Annotated in this window: 13 protein-coding genes; 2 read left to right on the top strand and 11 right to left on the bottom strand. The window is 59.3% G+C overall.

Annotated elements, in window-relative coordinates; genetic code table 11:
• Positions 1 to 596 precede the first annotated feature (596 nt).
• Complete coding sequence (locus M5G18_RS16760; protein WP_273898138.1) at positions 597 to 1,847, top strand: ABC transporter ATP-binding protein; 1,251 nt, start codon at positions 597 to 599, stop codon at positions 1,845 to 1,847.
• Positions 1,844 to 3,256, top strand: coding sequence for a glycosyltransferase family 4 protein (locus tag M5G18_RS16755; RefSeq protein ID WP_273898137.1), 1,413 nt, complete (start codon positions 1,844 to 1,846; stop codon positions 3,254 to 3,256). The genes M5G18_RS16760 and M5G18_RS16755 overlap by 4 nt, the downstream gene beginning before the upstream one ends.
• Here M5G18_RS16755 and M5G18_RS16750 read toward each other — a convergent pair.
• The 11 genes from M5G18_RS16750 to atpG all read right to left on the bottom strand — a co-directional run bounded on the left by M5G18_RS16750 (position 3,253) and on the right by atpG (position 16,147).
• Entirely contained in the window at positions 3,253 to 5,283 is a 2,031-nt protein-coding gene (locus M5G18_RS16750; RefSeq protein WP_273898136.1) for a 2Fe-2S iron-sulfur cluster-binding protein, read from the bottom strand. The two genes, M5G18_RS16755 and M5G18_RS16750, sit on opposite strands and share 4 nt — an antisense overlap.
• 45 nt (positions 5,284 to 5,328) lie before the next feature.
• Positions 5,329 to 5,955, bottom strand: a complete 627-nt coding sequence (locus M5G18_RS16745; protein WP_273898135.1) for a glutathione S-transferase family protein — start codon at positions 5,953 to 5,955, stop codon at positions 5,329 to 5,331.
• A gap of 104 nt (positions 5,956 to 6,059) precedes the next feature.
• Complete coding sequence (locus M5G18_RS16740) at positions 6,060 to 6,986, bottom strand: LysR family transcriptional regulator (RefSeq protein WP_273898134.1); 927 nt, start codon at positions 6,984 to 6,986, stop codon at positions 6,060 to 6,062.
• A gap of 158 nt (positions 6,987 to 7,144) precedes the next feature.
• Positions 7,145 to 7,921, bottom strand: a complete 777-nt coding sequence (locus M5G18_RS16735; RefSeq protein WP_273898133.1) for a hypothetical protein — start codon at positions 7,919 to 7,921, stop codon at positions 7,145 to 7,147.
• Positions 7,909 to 8,928, bottom strand: a complete 1,020-nt coding sequence (locus M5G18_RS16730; protein ID WP_273898132.1) for a hypothetical protein — start codon at positions 8,926 to 8,928, stop codon at positions 7,909 to 7,911. The genes M5G18_RS16735 and M5G18_RS16730 overlap by 13 nt, the downstream gene beginning before the upstream one ends.
• Before the next feature lie 256 nt (positions 8,929 to 9,184).
• Positions 9,185 to 11,017: a glutamine--fructose-6-phosphate transaminase (isomerizing) gene (glmS, locus tag M5G18_RS16725; protein ID WP_273898131.1), complete on the bottom strand. Its 1,833-nt coding sequence runs from the start codon at positions 11,015 to 11,017 to the stop codon at positions 9,185 to 9,187.
• 2 nt (positions 11,018 to 11,019) lie between these two features.
• Positions 11,020 to 11,796 carry a DeoR/GlpR family DNA-binding transcription regulator gene (locus M5G18_RS16720; RefSeq protein ID WP_273898130.1) on the bottom strand — a complete coding sequence of 259 codons (777 nt, stop codon included), beginning with the start codon at positions 11,794 to 11,796 and terminating at the stop codon, positions 11,020 to 11,022.
• Between the two features lie 129 nt (positions 11,797 to 11,925).
• Complete coding sequence (gene glmU, locus M5G18_RS16715; RefSeq protein WP_085612472.1) at positions 11,926 to 13,293, bottom strand: bifunctional UDP-N-acetylglucosamine diphosphorylase/glucosamine-1-phosphate N-acetyltransferase GlmU; 1,368 nt, start codon at positions 13,291 to 13,293, stop codon at positions 11,926 to 11,928.
• Between the two features lie 118 nt (positions 13,294 to 13,411).
• Positions 13,412 to 13,837: a F0F1 ATP synthase subunit epsilon gene (locus M5G18_RS16710; RefSeq protein ID WP_007954164.1), complete on the bottom strand. Its 426-nt coding sequence runs from the start codon at positions 13,835 to 13,837 to the stop codon at positions 13,412 to 13,414.
• A 45-nt stretch (positions 13,838 to 13,882) separates the two neighbouring features.
• On the bottom strand, positions 13,883 to 15,259 hold the full coding sequence (gene atpD, locus M5G18_RS16705; RefSeq protein ID WP_007954162.1) for a F0F1 ATP synthase subunit beta: 1,377 nt from the start codon (positions 15,257 to 15,259) through the stop codon (positions 13,883 to 13,885).
• A 27-nt stretch (positions 15,260 to 15,286) separates the two neighbouring features.
• A complete protein-coding gene (gene atpG / locus M5G18_RS16700; protein ID WP_007954161.1) occupies positions 15,287 to 16,147 on the bottom strand; it encodes a F0F1 ATP synthase subunit gamma in 861 nt (286 codons plus the stop codon).
• Positions 16,148 to 16,171 lie beyond the last annotated feature (24 nt).

Below are 16,171 nucleotides of genomic sequence, written 5' to 3'. Positions count from 1 at the left end.
CCGCCATCCCGGCAGCTTCACGCTGTGACGGCCAGGCATTGGCCCAAGTCGGCAGGGCCGATACTTGTCCAGTGTTCCGGGGCACGTCTTCGTTCTTGTTTTAGTGGTCAGGTTCACCCGGTTGCACACCCACTCCGGCAGCGTTCGGGAAACTCGACGAAGGGCATTCTAAACACATCCGTCGAGGATTCGGGAACCGCCCTGCGAGAAAAACCCGGCTACGCTGACGAGAACTGACCAGTCACGGTTTGGCCGGTTGAAATTGCGGCGCAATTGGCACAGATTGGCAACCAAACAACTACAACAACGACTTCACCCGTCTTCTGGCCTGATTTTTCTCTCGGTCTGACAGACATCCCCTTAAAGCCTGAGGGAAGAGGTGAAGGTTAAAGACCAAGGGGTCGCTGTTTGAAAAGAAGTCTGTTCATCGCGAGTCCGGATGGATTCGCAGGACAACCTATCAAGTCGCGCTGGAGGCTCGACGGCTCGGCATGGGAACTGCCGCCTGCAGCTGCGCCCTTTGACCTGAGGAGCCCACAACGCCTTGGCGGCCTCTGGCGGCAACCGTCCGACGCCATGATTCAGGACGAACGCTGATGGGGCACATACGCGTCACGGACCTGGGCAAGGCCTACAAGCAATACCCCTCTCGCGGGAGTCGCCTGGCCGAATGGCTGATCCCTTTTTCGCCAATGCGTCATCGCCAGCACTGGGTACTGCAGGACGTTAATTTCGAAATTGCTCCCGGTGAAGCCGTGGGCATCGTCGGGGTCAACGGTGCTGGCAAAAGCACTTTGCTGAAAATGATCACCGGCACCACTCAGCCCACCTGCGGCCAGATTCAACTGCAAGGACGGGTCGCAGCACTGCTTGAACTGGGCATGGGGTTCCACCCGGATTTCACTGGCCGGCAAAACGCTGTAATGGCCGGTCAACTGTTGGGCATGCAGGTCGAAGAGATCGAAAAACTGATGCCCGCCATCGAGGACTTCGCAGAAATCGGCGACGCCATCGATCACCCGGTCCGTACCTATTCCAGCGGCATGCAGATGCGCCTGGCCTTCAGCGTCGCGACTGCGCGCCGGCCAGACATTCTGATCGTCGACGAAGCACTTTCAGTGGGCGATGCGTATTTCCAGCACAAGAGCTTCGATCGCATTCGCAGCTTCCGCAAGGCCGGTACCACGCTGCTGATCGTGTCCCATGACCGGTCGGCGATCCAGTCGATCTGCGATTCGGCGATCCTGCTCGAAGGTGGCCGCATGGCCATGCACGACAGACCCGAAGCCGTGATGGATTACTACAACGCCCTGCTCGCCGAGCGCGAAGGCCAGACACTGCGTCAGGAAAAACTCCCCGGCGGGCAGGTGCAAACCGTGTCCGGCACCGGGGAGGCCGGCATACTCAGCGTGAGTCTGCTCGATGAACACGAACGCTCCATCGACGCTGCCGAAGTCGGTCAGCCGGTGGTTCTGGAGGTGCAGGTCAGGATCCGTCAGGACATCGAACGGTTGGTGCTGGGGTTCATGATCAAGGATCGCCTTGGCCAGGCCATGTACGGCATCAACACCCACCGCCAGAACCAGGCTTTGGAAAACCTGCATGCGGGCGAGCAGGTCACCTACCGTTTCGCCTTCGTGATGGGCCTGGGTAAAGGCAACTATTCCGTGGCCCTGAGCCTCTCGCGGCTGGACTCGCACCTGGATCGCAATTTCGAATGGCGCGATTACGGGCTGGTGTTCCACGTGATCAACAACCGTCAGGAAGATTTCGTCGGCTGCTCCTGGCTGGGAGCCAGCACGTCAATCACCCGGCGCACTTCAGCCCTGGTGGAGCCCGCGCCATGACCCGCCTACTGGTCGAATGCACCCACGTTTTCAGAAACCCGCGAGTCAATTCTGGGATTCAGCGAGTCGTGCGCAACGTCATCAACCAGTTGCCGCCAAGCGCTGGAGGTGTCGAGTGCATGCCGGTCGTGCTGCTCAAGGGCAAGCTCTACCGCGTGACGCGCCTGGCTCCACTGGACTCGCCATTGTCCAATGCCATCGTGACGTTCGGCGAACGCGTGGAGCGACTGGCCCACCGCTTCGGGCAGCTCTATCACCGGCTTGACCGCCGTTGCCGGACCAAGCTGACGCAACGCGCACTGTACGTTGGCTACCGCCTCTCTGCGTTCGCGCTGTTCGGCCTTGCGCTGCGGCTTGTCGAGAGGGTCAACCGCTACCAGCTGCCCCAGCGCTGTGAGCCGTTGCAGCACCGGCCGGGCGATCACCTGGTGTTGCTGGATTCATCCTGGCACTCGGATTTTTTTCAGCATGCCGAACAGCTCAAGCACGAGGGCGTAGGCATCATTGCGGTGATCTACGATCTGATTCCGCTGACCCACCCGCATTTTTATGAAACGCGACTGGTGCAGGTTTTCAGTGAATGGTTTGACTGGATCACCCGCACCGCCGACGGTTACGTGGCGATTTCCGCCACGGTGCGTGATCAGTTGCGCGAAGAGGTGCAGCGGCGCATCGGTCCAAAGCAGGCCGAAAAACGCTGGTTCGACTATTTCCATCTCGGATCGGAACTGGATCTGCGCAGCATCAAGGCCATCGTCGAACCGCGCCTGGAGCGTTTGTTCACGACCCCGGAGCCGGTGTTCCTGATGGTCAGCACCATCGAGCCGCGCAAAAACCACGAATACCTGATGGATGCCTTTGACCGGGCCTGGGCCGCCGGTTCAAGCGCACGATTGTGCATTGTCGGAAGCATCGGCTGGAAGTGCGACGCCCTGCTCACCCGGGTGCGCACTCATCCCGAGTACAACCGGCGTCTGTTCATGTTCAACGACCTGAGCGATACCAGCCTCGAACATGCCTACGCCCATGCCAGTGCACTGGTGTTTCCGTCGTATGTCGAAGGCTTCGGGTTGCCGCTGGTTGAAGCCATGCAACGCGGGTTGCCGGCCATGGGCAGCGACATTGCGGTGTTCCGGGAGATCGGTGGCGAGTTCATGGCCTATTTCGATCTGCAGGATCCACAACGTCTCGCCGACCTTGTAACCGGCTTCGAGCTGAGCGGCCAATTCCCTGCCAATCGCGAAGTGACAGACTGGCAGTGGATTGGCTGGCGTGAGGCGAGTCTGCAACTGGTTGAACGCACTGCAGGCCATGTATTGCAAGCGCCTGCGGTACCGGCGAAGTCGCCGGCGTCGAACCCGACGCCCGAAGTCCACAGACCTGGCGCTGTCGTACGCTTCGGCCGCTAAAGATCCAGCACCAACGGCTGGGCGCTCTGCGCCGGCACCGCGCAGCAGATCAGCACTTGCCCTTCCTCCGGCACTTCCGCCGGAGGCTGTGGATAATTCACCGCGCCGCTGATCAGCCGCGTTTTGCAGGTGCCGCACGAACCTCCTCGGCAACTGAATTCCGGGCGCAGGCCGCGGCTTTCCGCCAGCTCCAGCAAACTACCGCCATCGGGCTGCCAGCGCGCTTCCTTGGCCGAACGCTCGAACAGCACCGGCACCGATGTGGTCGCGGCGGGCAATTGCTCGATCACGATCGCATCCGGATCGGGTTCGCGCTTGAGAGTCGAAGGCCCGAAGGTTTCCGCGTGTATTTGTCCGTCCCGCACATCCAGTTCACGCAAAGTGTCGTAGATGCCCTGGGTAAAACCGCCGGGGCCGCAGAGTACGAAGTCGACCTGATCGAAGTCCTCGTCGGTCAGCAGATTGCGCAATAGATCGCCATCGATGCGGCCACGAATATCGAAATCCTCGCCTTGCACCAGATCGTCCTCCGGCTGGCTGAGCACTCGCAACACCTTCACGGCGTCACCGGCGTCCTCCAGCAACCGGTCCAGCTCCGCGCGAAACGGCTGGTCGGCGAGGCTGCGGGAACTCTGAACAAACAATGTCGGACGAATACGCCGTGTCCGTAGGCCCTGATACACCACCTCACGCAGCATCGACAGCAACGGCGTGATGCCGACCCCGGCGGCGAGCAGCACCAATGGCTTGCGCTCCAGCGCGGCTACGGTGAAATGCCCCTGTGGAGAACGTGCCTCCAGCACATCGCCAACGCGGATCTGTTCGTGAAGGTGCGTCGATACCCGCCCTTCGCGTTTCACGCTGATCCGGAAGAAATCATCCGACGGCGCGCCCGACAGGCTGTAAGTGCGAATATGCACATCGCCATCGAGGTTGAACCGCAGCGGCAGATGCTGCCCGGCCAGAAACACCGGCAGACCGGCGCCATCGTCCGGCTCCAGATAGATCGAGCGGATGTGGCGGCTTTCCTTTTCAATCCGTGTCACGCGCATCGGACGCCAGGCATCGCCCAGCGCTTGCGCCTGCAACCGCGCATCAGCCTGGGCCCAGGTGCCGGTCAACAGGCTGGTGGGCGACATGCCGTCGAAACGCCAGCGCAGAGCCAATGCCGCCGGACGTCGAACCAGTTTCTCCACCTCGAACGTCCACAACCGTTCGGCGCCCTGAAAGGCTTCGATCTGCGGCGCTTCGAGAATGACCTCGGTGCGGCCGCTGAGCTGCAACACGTCGCCTGTGGAAAAGTCGATAAAAAGCAAACCCGCCAAGGGATTGAGCAGCAGATTGCCGAGGGTATTGAAGTGCAGGTTGCCGGCAAAATCCGGGATCGTCAGGCGATTGCCCTCGATCCGCACAAAACCCGGCTGACCGCCACGATGGGAAACATCGACTGAACGCTCACCGTCGACATCAACGTAACTGGCGACAAAGAAGGTGTCGGCGCTTTCGATCAGCGCAATGGCGGCGTCGTCGAGGCTGTCACGGTGCTCGGCCTTCCGGGTCTGCGGATCCGTCAGTGACACCCGCTGAAACTGGCGCAACTGAATGTACTGCGGGCAGTTACCGAACGACTGATCCACCGTCAGCGAAAAACCGTCCGCCCCAAGGCTGCCGATGTGGCCATTGAGCCGATTGCGTCGGCGAGTGTGCAGCTCGATGCCAAGCAGGCCGATCGCGGCACCGGCCTGCAACTGCGCCGGATCATCGGCAGCCGGCAGACTGGCGAACTGCAGTTGCGTCGGCTCGGGAGAGTGGGCGAACCCGGGTTCGCCCTCCAGCATGCTGGCCCAGGGACGACCCTCGGCATCCACCGCGCCGTACAGCATGAAGGGCAATTGCTGAAAGAACTGACGGTGCTGATCCGGCATCCAGGTGCGAATCACCTTACGCCCGAATTCCGCCATGCGCTCGGCAACGCCGACATGGGCCTGCAACTGTTGCTCGCCAGCGTGCCACGGTGAACGTTCCATCTCGGCCTCTCCCCTGCACCGTCGGCGCAGTGTGGATGATCAAAGTCAGGCGGTGGTTTGCAGGCCGGCGACGGTGCGCGGCATGCCGACAAAACCGGGCAACGCCTCGATGCGCGCCAGCCAGGCGCGAACGTTGGCGTAGTCGTCCAGCGCCACATTGCCTTCCGGCGCATGGGCGATGTAACTGTAGGCCGAGACATCGGCGATGGTAGGCTCAGTGCCGGTCAGGTACGGGGTTTTGCCCAGTTCCACATCCATCACCTTGAGAAAGTTGTGCGCACGGGTGATGACTTCTTCGGCGTTGAACTTCGCCCCGAACACCGTGATCAAGCGTGCGGCGGCGGGACCGAAAGCAATCGGCCCGGCAGCCGCCGACAACCAGCGCTGTACGTGCGCGGCGCCGACCGGATCGCTTGGCAGCCAGCGACCGTTGCCGTATTTCTGAGCCAGGTAGACGAGGATCGCATTGGAGTCGGCCAGCACCACGCCGTTGTCATCAATGGCCGGCACTTGCCCGAAGCTGTTGATAGCCAGGTAACCCGGCTGCTTGTGCTCACCTTTCGCAAGGTCGACAAACACCAGCTCGGTCGGCAATTGCAGCAGGGACAACATCAGTTCGACGCGATGGGCGTGGCCGGAACGCGGGAAGTTGTAGAGTTTGATCGCTTGCATGGTCGACTCCGCTGAACGAATGCGCCGTTCAGGATCGACGGCGGCCGTGGCAGCCATCTTCCACCTATCGCGAAAACAACAGAATCACCAGCAAACGCAATCCATTATTTCTTCGGATGAAATAAAGCCGCATTTTTCAGCGCTGGATGTTCACGCAATGCGTTCACCATGAAGTCGACAAAACTGCGGACCCGCGCCGGCGCCTTGCGCCCGCCCTGATACACCACATGGATCGGCAGCGCAGGCAGTTCGAACTCGGCGAGGACGATTTCCAGTTCACCGCAAGCCACCTTGCTGGCCACCTGATAAGACAGCACCCGGGTCAGCCCCAGGCCCAGCGACGCTGCCGTGATCGCAGCCTGATTGGCCGTGACCACCAGACGCGGCTCCGGTTTTACGCCAATGAGTTCACCGTGTTCCATGAATGGCCAACTGCGCTGCTGGCCGATGGCCGACGTCGCGACCACCGGCGCCCCGGCCAAGGCCTGTGGATGAGTTGGCCGGCCATGGATCGCAAAGTACTCCGGCGAGCCGCAAATCACCCGCCGCACCTCGCCGACCCGGATCGCATGCTGATTGCTGTCCGGCAACTCACCGATACGCACCGCGACATCGACACCCTCCTCGACCATGTTCACCACCCGGTCGAGCAACAGGGCATTGATGGAAACGTCCGGGTATTGCGTCAGATAACGCGCCATCACCGGTGTGACGAACTGTTCACCGAATAAAACCGGCGCCGTCACCGTCAACTGCCCACGGGGCTGGGTATGACTGCCGGCAGCGGAGTCCTCCGCTTCCTGCACCTCGGCGAGAATTCTCCGACAGTCTTCCAGGTATCGCAGACCCGCTTCGCTCAAATGCACGCTGCGGGTGGTACGGATCAACAACTGCGTGCCGATCCGCTGCTCCAGCGCCGCCACCGCCCGGGTCACGCTGGCCGCCGACAGCCCCAGGCGCCGCGCGGCAGCGGAGAAGCCCTGCTCCTGGGCGACGATGGCGAAGACCTGCATTTCCTGGAAGCGATCCACTTTTCCACTCCTAAACCGCGGCGTTCATCCGCTGATGCAAGTCCGGTCCAAGCAGAATCACGGATTTTTCCGCGGATTCAAGGCTACGTTCGAAGCCTTTAGTTACCTGGCTTTGAGTGCCGTAAGAAATTCAATTATCAGGCGTAGTTCGCGGATTTTTATGAGGACCGTTGAAGACCAAACGACTCTGCGATGCGACTGATAATGGACGGAAGATCGCCCCGCATCTTCAGTGTTTTGAGGTCGATGTTTTCAGCTGCCATAAGCTCAAGGAACTGTGCCATATCTACGGTGAGGCTTTCGGGCAACTCGAACACCTCGCCGGTCAATAGGCCGGAAAGGCGCAGGACGTCGTTTCGGTGCTTTTTAATGTCCCGACTATCGATCCCACTTTCTCCGTTTTCTTTGCGCTGAGAAAGGTCGAGCCAGGCTTTGGCCTTGAAGGGGATGAGCCGATCAGCGCTGATGTAGGTAAGCTCCTCACTCTGCTGGCGGCCCGCTAGAAGGAAACTGTAGTAGTCCTGATTTAGAAGGATGGCACTCAAGCTCGAAACTGACTCACCTGTAGGGATAAGGGTCAGCGTCGCGTTCTCCTCATGCTCCAAACCTTCAGGTACACGTGAAAAGAGTTCGATCATGACCGGGTACGCTTCGTCTTTCGGGCCCTGGAATCGATAAAAGACAGGGTTAGGACGATCACCGCCTCTCTGCCTGATCTCATACCCGCCCGCTTTGATGAAGTCCCAGAAATGCGCGACGAATTCAGCATCCAGGGCTTCGATCACCAGGACGATGTCCAGGTCCTTGGTGGCCCTGAAGCTTTCACCCGCGTCTTCCATTGCCAGAGCGGAGGCAACGCCACCGATCAGGACGTAGCGATCGCGGTATTCGCGAAAATGCCGACCGAATACGTCTAGACCTCTCACGCTAACCATTCAACTTGCTCCTTGAGTTCATCCAACGCAATCTGAATGCGTTCGTCAGGATTATCTTCCAAGCTCAAAAACAGCGATGCTGCATCAGCTATGTAGCGTCTTTCACTGAGCGACGGATACGCCCAAATCTCCACCCATTCCTTGATCGCATCCACCGACTCGACTACCTCGAACGCATCAAGCGCCAGCATGTCGTCAAACACTTTCTTGGTCATGCCCCATACGGCCTGCTCGGGCTCCGCCAGCATCGTGCACTTCGCCAGAGCAGTTTCTCCTGCGAGACATACACCGGGCGCCATGGGAATAGTGTTGCGAGTGATGCCAACTCTCTTTTTGACGGGTGAGCGCAGGTATTGCTTGGCTTTTCGGAACACCTCAGAAGGAGATCCGCTGAAAGCGTAGGTTCTCCAGTGCAGTTGGCTTTTCACTGGGATAATCACCTCCAGCGAGGTCAGTTGCTCCACTGCTTTCGATAAGGTCACACGGCTGTATCCCAAATCACCCAGCAAAGCGTTGGTCGTGAAGTAGGTTTTGTCGGGGATGCCCGCATAAAGGCACGAGAGAAGCATGGCTTGAGCGGCGGGAAGGAGGGCAATAACCTCGCTTCGCTCTCGACGCTGGCGGAAACTTTCGCGTAGGTCTAGCGCCATCTCCGGTATGAACATCTGGAAGCCGGGCTGGATAAAATTGATCTGATGCGTGATCAGGCTGCGCCTGTCTTGGATCGTCAGAGATCTGCAGACGAAGGTTATTACCTGGTTGGTTGCTTTGCGCACCAACTCGACGTGCTTCTGCAGTTTCACGATGCCTGGGTAATCAACGTCGTCACGGGTGACTAGTAGCATCATGTTAAGCGCTGAGTGATGCCCCATCGGGATGCTCAGTTCGTAGGTTTTGTAGTTATCCCGGATGTTGAAAGGAACTCTAGGGTGCGCCAGCTCAAGTCGCGCAGTCACGCCGAGCACGGACTCGATGTAGGCCTTGGCTTCGTCTTGTAAATTCGGCATGTCCTAGCTTCTTGTTAACCATATTTTCAAACTGTAAACCACAGTGGTTTACACGTCAAAAAAATGGTTAACAGACCAGTATGTACCGGAAGAAAATGGATAATGTGCCATCTATAGGGAATTTGAGGCAGCGCGCATCTCAGCATGCGCGCTGGGTGCACGGCCCCCTACTAGAGGCCGTGGTCACGCATGACAGGTTTTATTGTCGCAATACCGCTTGTTTCGGAAACCCAAATCAACCGCAGTACAACCTCAATCACTCCACCGTCACCGACTTCGCCAGATTGCGCGGCTGATCCACGTCCGTGCCCTTGAGCACAGCAACGTAGTACGACAGCAGTTGCAGCGGAATGGTGTAGAGGATCGGCGACAGGATGTCGTGGATGTGCGGCATCTGTACCACGTGGGTGCCTTCGCCGTTGGTCATCCCGGCTTTTTCGTCGGCGAACACGATCAGTTCGCCGCCACGGGCGCGGACTTCCTGCAGGTTGGACTTGAGCTTCTCCAGCAGCTCGTTGTTTGGTGCGACGGTCACGACTGGCATGTCGTTATCCACAAGCGCCAGCGGGCCGTGTTTCAGTTCACCGGCCGGGTAGGCTTCGGCGTGGATGTATGAGATTTCCTTGAGCTTCAAGGCCCCTTCCATCGCCACCGGGAATTGCGCGCCACGGCCCAGGAACAGCGTGTGGTTCTTCTCGGCGAACAGCTCGGCAATCTTTTCCACGGTGCTGTCCATCGCCAGGGCTTCGCCGAGGCGGGTAGGCAGACGGCGCAATTCTTCGACCAGCTTCGCTTCCACGCCATCGGCCAAGGTGCCACGAACCTGACCCAGGGACAGTGTCAGCAGCAGCAGACCCACCAGTTGCGTGGTGAAGGCTTTGGTCGAGGCCACGCCAATTTCACGACCGGCCTGGGTCAGCAGGGTCAGGTCGGACTCACGGACCAGCGAACTGATGCCGACGTTGCAGATCGCCAGACTGGCGAGGAAGCCCAGTTCCTTGGCGTTGCGCAGGGCGGCCAGGGTGTCGGCGGTTTCGCCGGACTGGGAGATGGTGACGAACAGGGTGTCCGGCTGCACCACCACCTTGCGGTAGCGGAACTCGCTCGCGACTTCGACCTGGCACGGAATCCCGGCCAGCTCTTCGAGCCAGTAACGGGCAACCATGCCGGCGTGGTAGCTGGTGCCGCACGCCACGATCTGCACGTTGCGTACTTTCGCGAACAGCTCGGCGGCTTGCGGGCCGAAGGCTTGTACCAGAACCTGATTCTCGCTCAGACGCCCTTCGAGGGTACGTTGCACCACGACCGGTTGCTCGTGGATTTCCTTGAGCATGTAGTGGCGGTACTCGCCTTTTTCTGCCGCTTCGGCGCCATCGCTGTACTGCACGGTCTGGCGCTCGACCGCCTGGCCGTTCACGTCCCAGATCTGCACGCTGTCACGGCGGATCTCGGCGATATCGCCCTCTTCCAGGTACATGAAGCGGTCAGTCACCTGACGCAGGGCCAATTGATCGGAGGCGAGGAAGTTCTCGCCCAGGCCCAGGCCGATCACCAGCGGGCTGCCGCTACGGGCAGCAACCAGACGGTCCGGCTGCTGCGCATTGATCACCGCCAGACCGTAAGCACCGTGCAGTTCCTTGACGGTGGCCTTGAGGGCAACGGTCAGGTCGTGCAGATCCTTGAGTTTGTGGGTGAGCAGGTGGGCGATGACTTCGGTGTCGGTGTCCGATGTGAACACGTAACCCAACGCCTTGAGTTGTTCGCGCAGCGCCTCGTGGTTTTCAATGATGCCGTTGTGCACCACGGCGATGTCGCCGGAGAAATGCGGGTGGGCGTTACGTTCGTTCGGCGCACCATGGGTTGCCCAGCGCGTGTGGGCAATACCGAGGCGACCGACCAGTGGGTGTTCGGCCAGCGCAGCATCCAGTTCACTGACCTTGCCCACACGACGTGTGCGCTCCAGAGTGCCGTCATTGGTGTAGACCGCAACACCGGCGCTGTCATAGCCCCGGTATTCCAGACGCTTGAGGCCTTCGAGCAGGATGGCGGTGATATTACGTTCAGCAACGGCGCCGACAATTCCACACATGCTTATTTCTCCTGACTGACAGTCGCGCAAATCAAGTTGATACCGCGAGCCTGAATCTGATCCCGTGCCTCTGAAGGCAGGCGATCATCGGTAATTAGGGTATGAACGCTGCTCCATGGCAGCTCCAGGTTGGGAATCTTGCGGCCGATCTTGTCGGCCTCGACCATCACGATCACTTCCCGCGCCACTTCGGCCATCACCCGGCTCAGGCCGAGCAATTCATTGAACGTGGTGGTACCACGCACCAGGTCGATGCCATCGGCACCGATAAACAACTGGTCGAAGTCGTAAGAGCGTAGTACCTGCTCGGCGACCTGGCCCTGAAAGGATTCCGAGTGCGGATCCCAGGTGCCGCCGGTCATCAGCAGCACCGGCTCGTGTTCGAGTTCGCTCAGGGCGTTGGCCACGTGCAGGGAGTTGGTCATCACCACCAGTCCCGGCTGTTGGCCGAGCTCGGGGATCATGGCGGCGGTGGTACTGCCGCTGTCGATGATGATGCGGGCGTGCTCGCGAATGCGTGTGACCGCTGCGCGGGCGATCGCCTGTTTGTATTTGGAAACGTTGAGGCTGGTGTCTGCCACCAGCTCCTGCGGCATGGTGATGGCTCCGCCGTAGCGACGCAGCAGCAAGCCGTGGCTTTCCAGGGCGGCGAGATCCTTGCGAATCGTAACTTCCGAAGTTTCGAAGCGCTTGGCCAGTTCATCCACACTCACCTCGCCCTGCTCATTGAGCAAAGCCAGAATGTTGTGACGGCGCTGAGGTGTATTGCGTTTCGACATGGTTGATTAAGTTTCGATTCGAAAGATAACGGAAGCAATCAAAACCTATCAGCTGCAAATCGTCAAGCAGGCGCCCATAAAAAAGACCGCTGGCGGCGGTCTTATTTTGATTCGAGCGTTGTGGATAACTCAGCTTTTCTTGATCTTCTCCGGCCGCTTCCAGCCATCGATGTTCTTCTGCCGCGCACGGCCAACGGCCAATTGCGCGTTATCCACATTCTGGGTGATGGTCGAACCGGCTGCGGTGGTCGCCCCGGCGGAGATATCCACAGGCGCCACCAGCGAGTTGTTCGAACCGATGAACACGTCCTCACCCAACACGGTTTTCCACTTGTTGGCGCCGTCGTAGTTGCAAGTGATGGTGCCGGCGCCGATGTTGGTGCGCGCACCGATCTCGGCATCGCCCAGGTAAGTCAGGTGCCCGGCCTTGGCGCCTTCACCCATGCGCGCGTTCTTCAACTCGACAAAGTTACCCACATGGGCACGGGCCTCCAGCACAGTGCCCGGACGCAGTCGGGCAAACGGGCCAGCATCGCTGCCTTCGCCCAAAACCGCGCCTTCAATGTGGCTGTTGGCCTTGACCACCACACCTTTGCGCAACGTGCTGTCCTTGATTACGCAGTTCGGGCCGATGACCACGTCGTCCTCGATGACGACCTTGCCTTCGAGTATCACGTTGATGTCGATCAGCACATCGCGACCGACGGTCACTTCGCCACGCACATCAAACCGGGCCGGATCGCGCAGGGTGACACCCTGAGCCATCAAACGGCGACCGGCGCGCAACTGGTAATGACGCTCCAGCTCGGACAGTTGCTTGCGATCGTTGGCGCCCTGCACTTCCATCGGGTCGTGCGGTTGTTCGGTGGCGACGGTCAGACCATCGCTGACTGCCATCTCGATGACGTCGGTCAGGTAATACTCGCCCTGAGCGTTGTTGTTCGACAGGCGACTCATCCAGTCCGCCAGACGGTTGGCCGGCACCGCCAGAATGCCGGTATTGCCTTCGGTGATCGCGCGTTGCGCTTCGCTGGCGTCCTTGTGCTCGACGATCGCGGCGACCTTGCCGTCGGCATCGCGCACGATACGGCCGTAACCGGTAGGGTCGTCCAGTTCGACTGTGAGCAAACCCATCTGCCCGGGAACAACGTGCTTGAGCAAGCGCTGCAGGGTCTCGACTTCAATCAGCGGCACATCGCCGTAGAGAATCAGTACGGTATCGGCGGTGATGAACGGAACAGCCTGGGCAGTGGCGTGGCCGGTGCCCAGTTGCTTGTCCTGCAAAACGAAATTCAGATCGTCAGCGGCCAGACGCTCGCGTACCACATCAGCGCCGTGGCCGATGACCACGTGAATGCGCTGTGGATCTAATTGACGGGCGCTGTGGATAACATGACCAAGCATGGAATCGCCGGCAATCGGGTGCAGCACTTTTGGCAGCGCGGAGCGCATGCGGGTGCCTTGACCGGCCGCGAGGATTACGATTTCAAGAGACATGACTGGCTACCAATCCTGGGTGGTCAGCAACTGCGACCGGGTTTTTGAAAGTCGGAAAAGAAAAAAGGGTAGCCGAGGCTACCCTTTTTTATCAATCGCACAACAAGTGGCTGACGGATTAACCGCCAAACTTCTTGCGGATCTGCTGGACGGTGCGCAGCTGAGCTGCAGCCTCGGCCAGACGTGCGGACGCAGCTCCGTAGTCGAAATCTGCGCTCTTCTCATGCAGAGCAGCTTCGGCAGCCTTGAGAGCTGCTTGAGCCTGAGCTTCATCCAGGTCGGCGGCACGTTGCACGGTATCGGCAAGCACCTTGACCATGTTCGGCTGAACCTCGAGGAAACCACCGGAGATGTAGAACACCTCGGCTTCCCCGCCTTGCTTGATCAGGCGGATCGGACCTGGCTTCAGATTAGTGATCAGCGGCGCGTGGCCCAGAGCGATACCAAGATCACCCAGAGCACCGTGCGCAATCACCATCTCGACCAGGCCGGAAAAGATTTCTCCTTCCGCGCTGACGATGTCGCAATGGACTGTCATAGCCATCTGATTGCCTCAACCTAAATTAGCGCCCGTTGCCAGGCGCCTGGATTACAGTTTCTTGGCTTTCTCGATCGCTTCTTCGATGCCGCCGACCATGTAGAACGCTTGTTCTGGCAGGTGGTCGTAGTCACCGTTGAGGATGCCTTTGAAGCCAGCAATGGTGTCTTTCAGGGAAACGTATTTACCCGAAGCACCGGTGAAGACTTCAGCCACGAAGAACGGCTGCGACAAGAAGCGCTGGATCTTACGAGCACGGTTTACCAACTGCTTGTCGGCTTCCGACAGCTCGTCCATACCCAGGATCGCGATGATGTCCTTCAGCTCTTTGTAACGCTGCAGCACGTACTGAACACCACGAGCGGTCTCGTAGTGATCGTTGCCGATCACGTTCGGGTCCAGCTGACGCGAAGTCGAGTCCAGTGGGTCTACCGCTGGGTAGATACCCAGGGAAGCGATGTCACGGGACAGAACGACGGTGGCGTCCAGGTGAGCAAACGTGGTCGCTGGCGACGGGTCAGTCAAGTCGTCCGCTGGTACGTATACGGCCTGGATCGAAGTAATCGAACCTTGCTTGGTCGAAGTGATGCGCTCTTGCAGCACGCCCATCTCTTCAGCCAGGGTCGGCTGGTAACCTACTGCCGAAGGCATACGGCCCAGCAGTGCGGATACTTCGGTACCGGCCAGGGTATAACGATAGATGTTGTCGACGAACAGCAGAACGTCGTTACCTTCGTCACGGAACTTCTCGGCCATGGTCAGACCGGTCAGCGCTACGCGCAGACGGTTTCCCGGTGGCTCGTTCATCTGACCGTAGACCAGGGCTACCTTGTCGAGAACGTTGGAGTCCTTCATCTCGTGGTAGAAGTCGTTACCCTCACGAGTACGCTCACCCACACCGGCGAACACGGAATAACCGCTGTGCTCGATGGCGATGTTACGGATCAGTTCCATCATGTTTACGGTCTTGCCTACACCGGCACCACCGAACAGACCGACTTTACCGCCCTTGGCGAACGGGCAAACCAGGTCGATAACCTTGATGCCTGTTTCCAGCAGCTCGTTGCCACCAGCTTGTTCAGCGAAGGAAGGAGCGGCGCGGTGGATACCCCAGCGCTCTTCTTCGCCGATCGGGCCAGCTTCGTCGATCGGGTTGCCCAGTACGTCCATGATCCGGCCCAGAGTCGCTTTACCGACCGGTACGGAGATGGCTGCGCCAGTGTTGTTGACGTCCAGACCGCGCTTCAAGCCTTCGGTGGAGCCCATCGCAATGGTACGAACCACGCCGTCGCCCAGCTGCTGCTGAACTTCCAGAGTGGTTTCGGCGCCTTGAACCTTCAAGGCGTCGTAGATGCTCGGTACGCTGTCGCGTGGAAATTCCACGTCGATAACGGCGCCGATGATTTGAACGATACGTCCGCTACTCATAGCTGGATCCTCTGAATATTTGAACCGTTAAACCGCGGCAGCGCCGCCGACGATTTCCGAGATCTCTTGGGTGATCGCAGCCTGACGCGCCTTGTTGTAGATCAGCTGCAAATCGCTGATCAAATCACCGGCGTTGTCGGTAGCGTTCTTCATCGCGATCATCCGCGCAGCCTGTTCAGCCGCGTTGTTCTCGACCACCGCCTGGTACACCTGCGACTCCACGTAACGCACCATCAAGCCGTCAAGCAGCTCTTTGGCGTCTGGTTCGTAGAGGTAGTCCCAGTGGTGCTTGAGTTCTTGATCCGGGGTCGCCACCAGTGGAATCAACTGCTCCACGGTAGGCTGTTGCGTCATGGTGTTGATGAACTTGTTGGACACCACGGACAGGCGGTCAATACGGCCGTCCAGATAGGCATCCAGCATCACCTTGACGCTGCCGATCAGATCATTGATCGACGGCTCTTCACCCAGGTGGCTGATAGCTGCAACGACGTTACCGCCGAAGTTGCGGAAAAAGGCCGCACCCTTGCTACCAACGACACACAGATCGATCTCGACGCCGTTTTCGCGGTTTACCGCCATGTCCTTGACCAGGGCCTTGAACAGGTTGGTGTTCAAGCCGCCGCACAGACCACGGTCACTGCTCACCACGACATAACCGACGCGCTTTACTTCGCGATCGATCATGAACGGGTGGCGGTATTCCGGGTTGGCGTTGGCCAGATGCCCAATTACCTGGCGGATACGCTCCGCATAAGGACGGCTAGCAGCCATGCGCATTTGTGCCTTGCGCATTTTGCTGACCGCCACTTTTTCCATGGCGCTGGTAATTTTTTGCGTGCTTTTGATGCTCGCAATCTTACTGCGAATCTCTTTTGCGCCTGCCATGTAACACCTATCAGGTTAGCAAGC

This window comes from Pseudomonas aphyarum (assembly GCF_028657055.1).
GTDB classification, from domain to species: domain Bacteria; phylum Pseudomonadota; class Gammaproteobacteria; order Pseudomonadales; family Pseudomonadaceae; genus Aquipseudomonas; species Aquipseudomonas aphyarum.
The sequence above is the reverse complement of the archived record's forward strand: the minus strand, read 5'-3'. Positions and strand labels throughout refer to the sequence as shown.

Coding starts and splice junctions, on each gene's coding strand:
- M5G18_RS16710 (WP_007954164.1), bottom strand. CDS start 13,837: ATGGCTATGACAGTCCATTGCGACATCGTCAGCGCGGAAGGAGAAATC.
- M5G18_RS16720 (WP_273898130.1), bottom strand. CDS start 11,796: ATGTCGAAACGCAATACACCTCAGCGCCGTCACAACATTCTGGCTTTG.
- M5G18_RS16750 (WP_273898136.1), bottom strand. CDS start 5,283: ATGGAACGTTCACCGTGGCACGCTGGCGAGCAACAGTTGCAGGCCCAT.
- glmS (WP_273898131.1), bottom strand. CDS start 11,017: ATGTGTGGAATTGTCGGCGCCGTTGCTGAACGTAATATCACCGCCATC.
- M5G18_RS16745 (WP_273898135.1), bottom strand. CDS start 5,955: ATGCAAGCGATCAAACTCTACAACTTCCCGCGTTCCGGCCACGCCCAT.
- atpG (WP_007954161.1), bottom strand. CDS start 16,147: ATGGCAGGCGCAAAAGAGATTCGCAGTAAGATTGCGAGCATCAAAAGC.
- M5G18_RS16730 (WP_273898132.1), bottom strand. CDS start 8,928: ATGCCGAATTTACAAGACGAAGCCAAGGCCTACATCGAGTCCGTGCTC.
- M5G18_RS16760 (WP_273898138.1), top strand. CDS start 597: ATGGGGCACATACGCGTCACGGACCTGGGCAAGGCCTACAAGCAATAC.
- atpD (WP_007954162.1), bottom strand. CDS start 15,259: ATGAGTAGCGGACGTATCGTTCAAATCATCGGCGCCGTTATCGACGTG.
- M5G18_RS16735 (WP_273898133.1), bottom strand. CDS start 7,921: ATGGTTAGCGTGAGAGGTCTAGACGTATTCGGTCGGCATTTTCGCGAA.
- M5G18_RS16755 (WP_273898137.1), top strand. CDS start 1,844: ATGACCCGCCTACTGGTCGAATGCACCCACGTTTTCAGAAACCCGCGA.
- glmU (WP_085612472.1), bottom strand. CDS start 13,293: ATGTCTCTTGAAATCGTAATCCTCGCGGCCGGTCAAGGCACCCGCATG.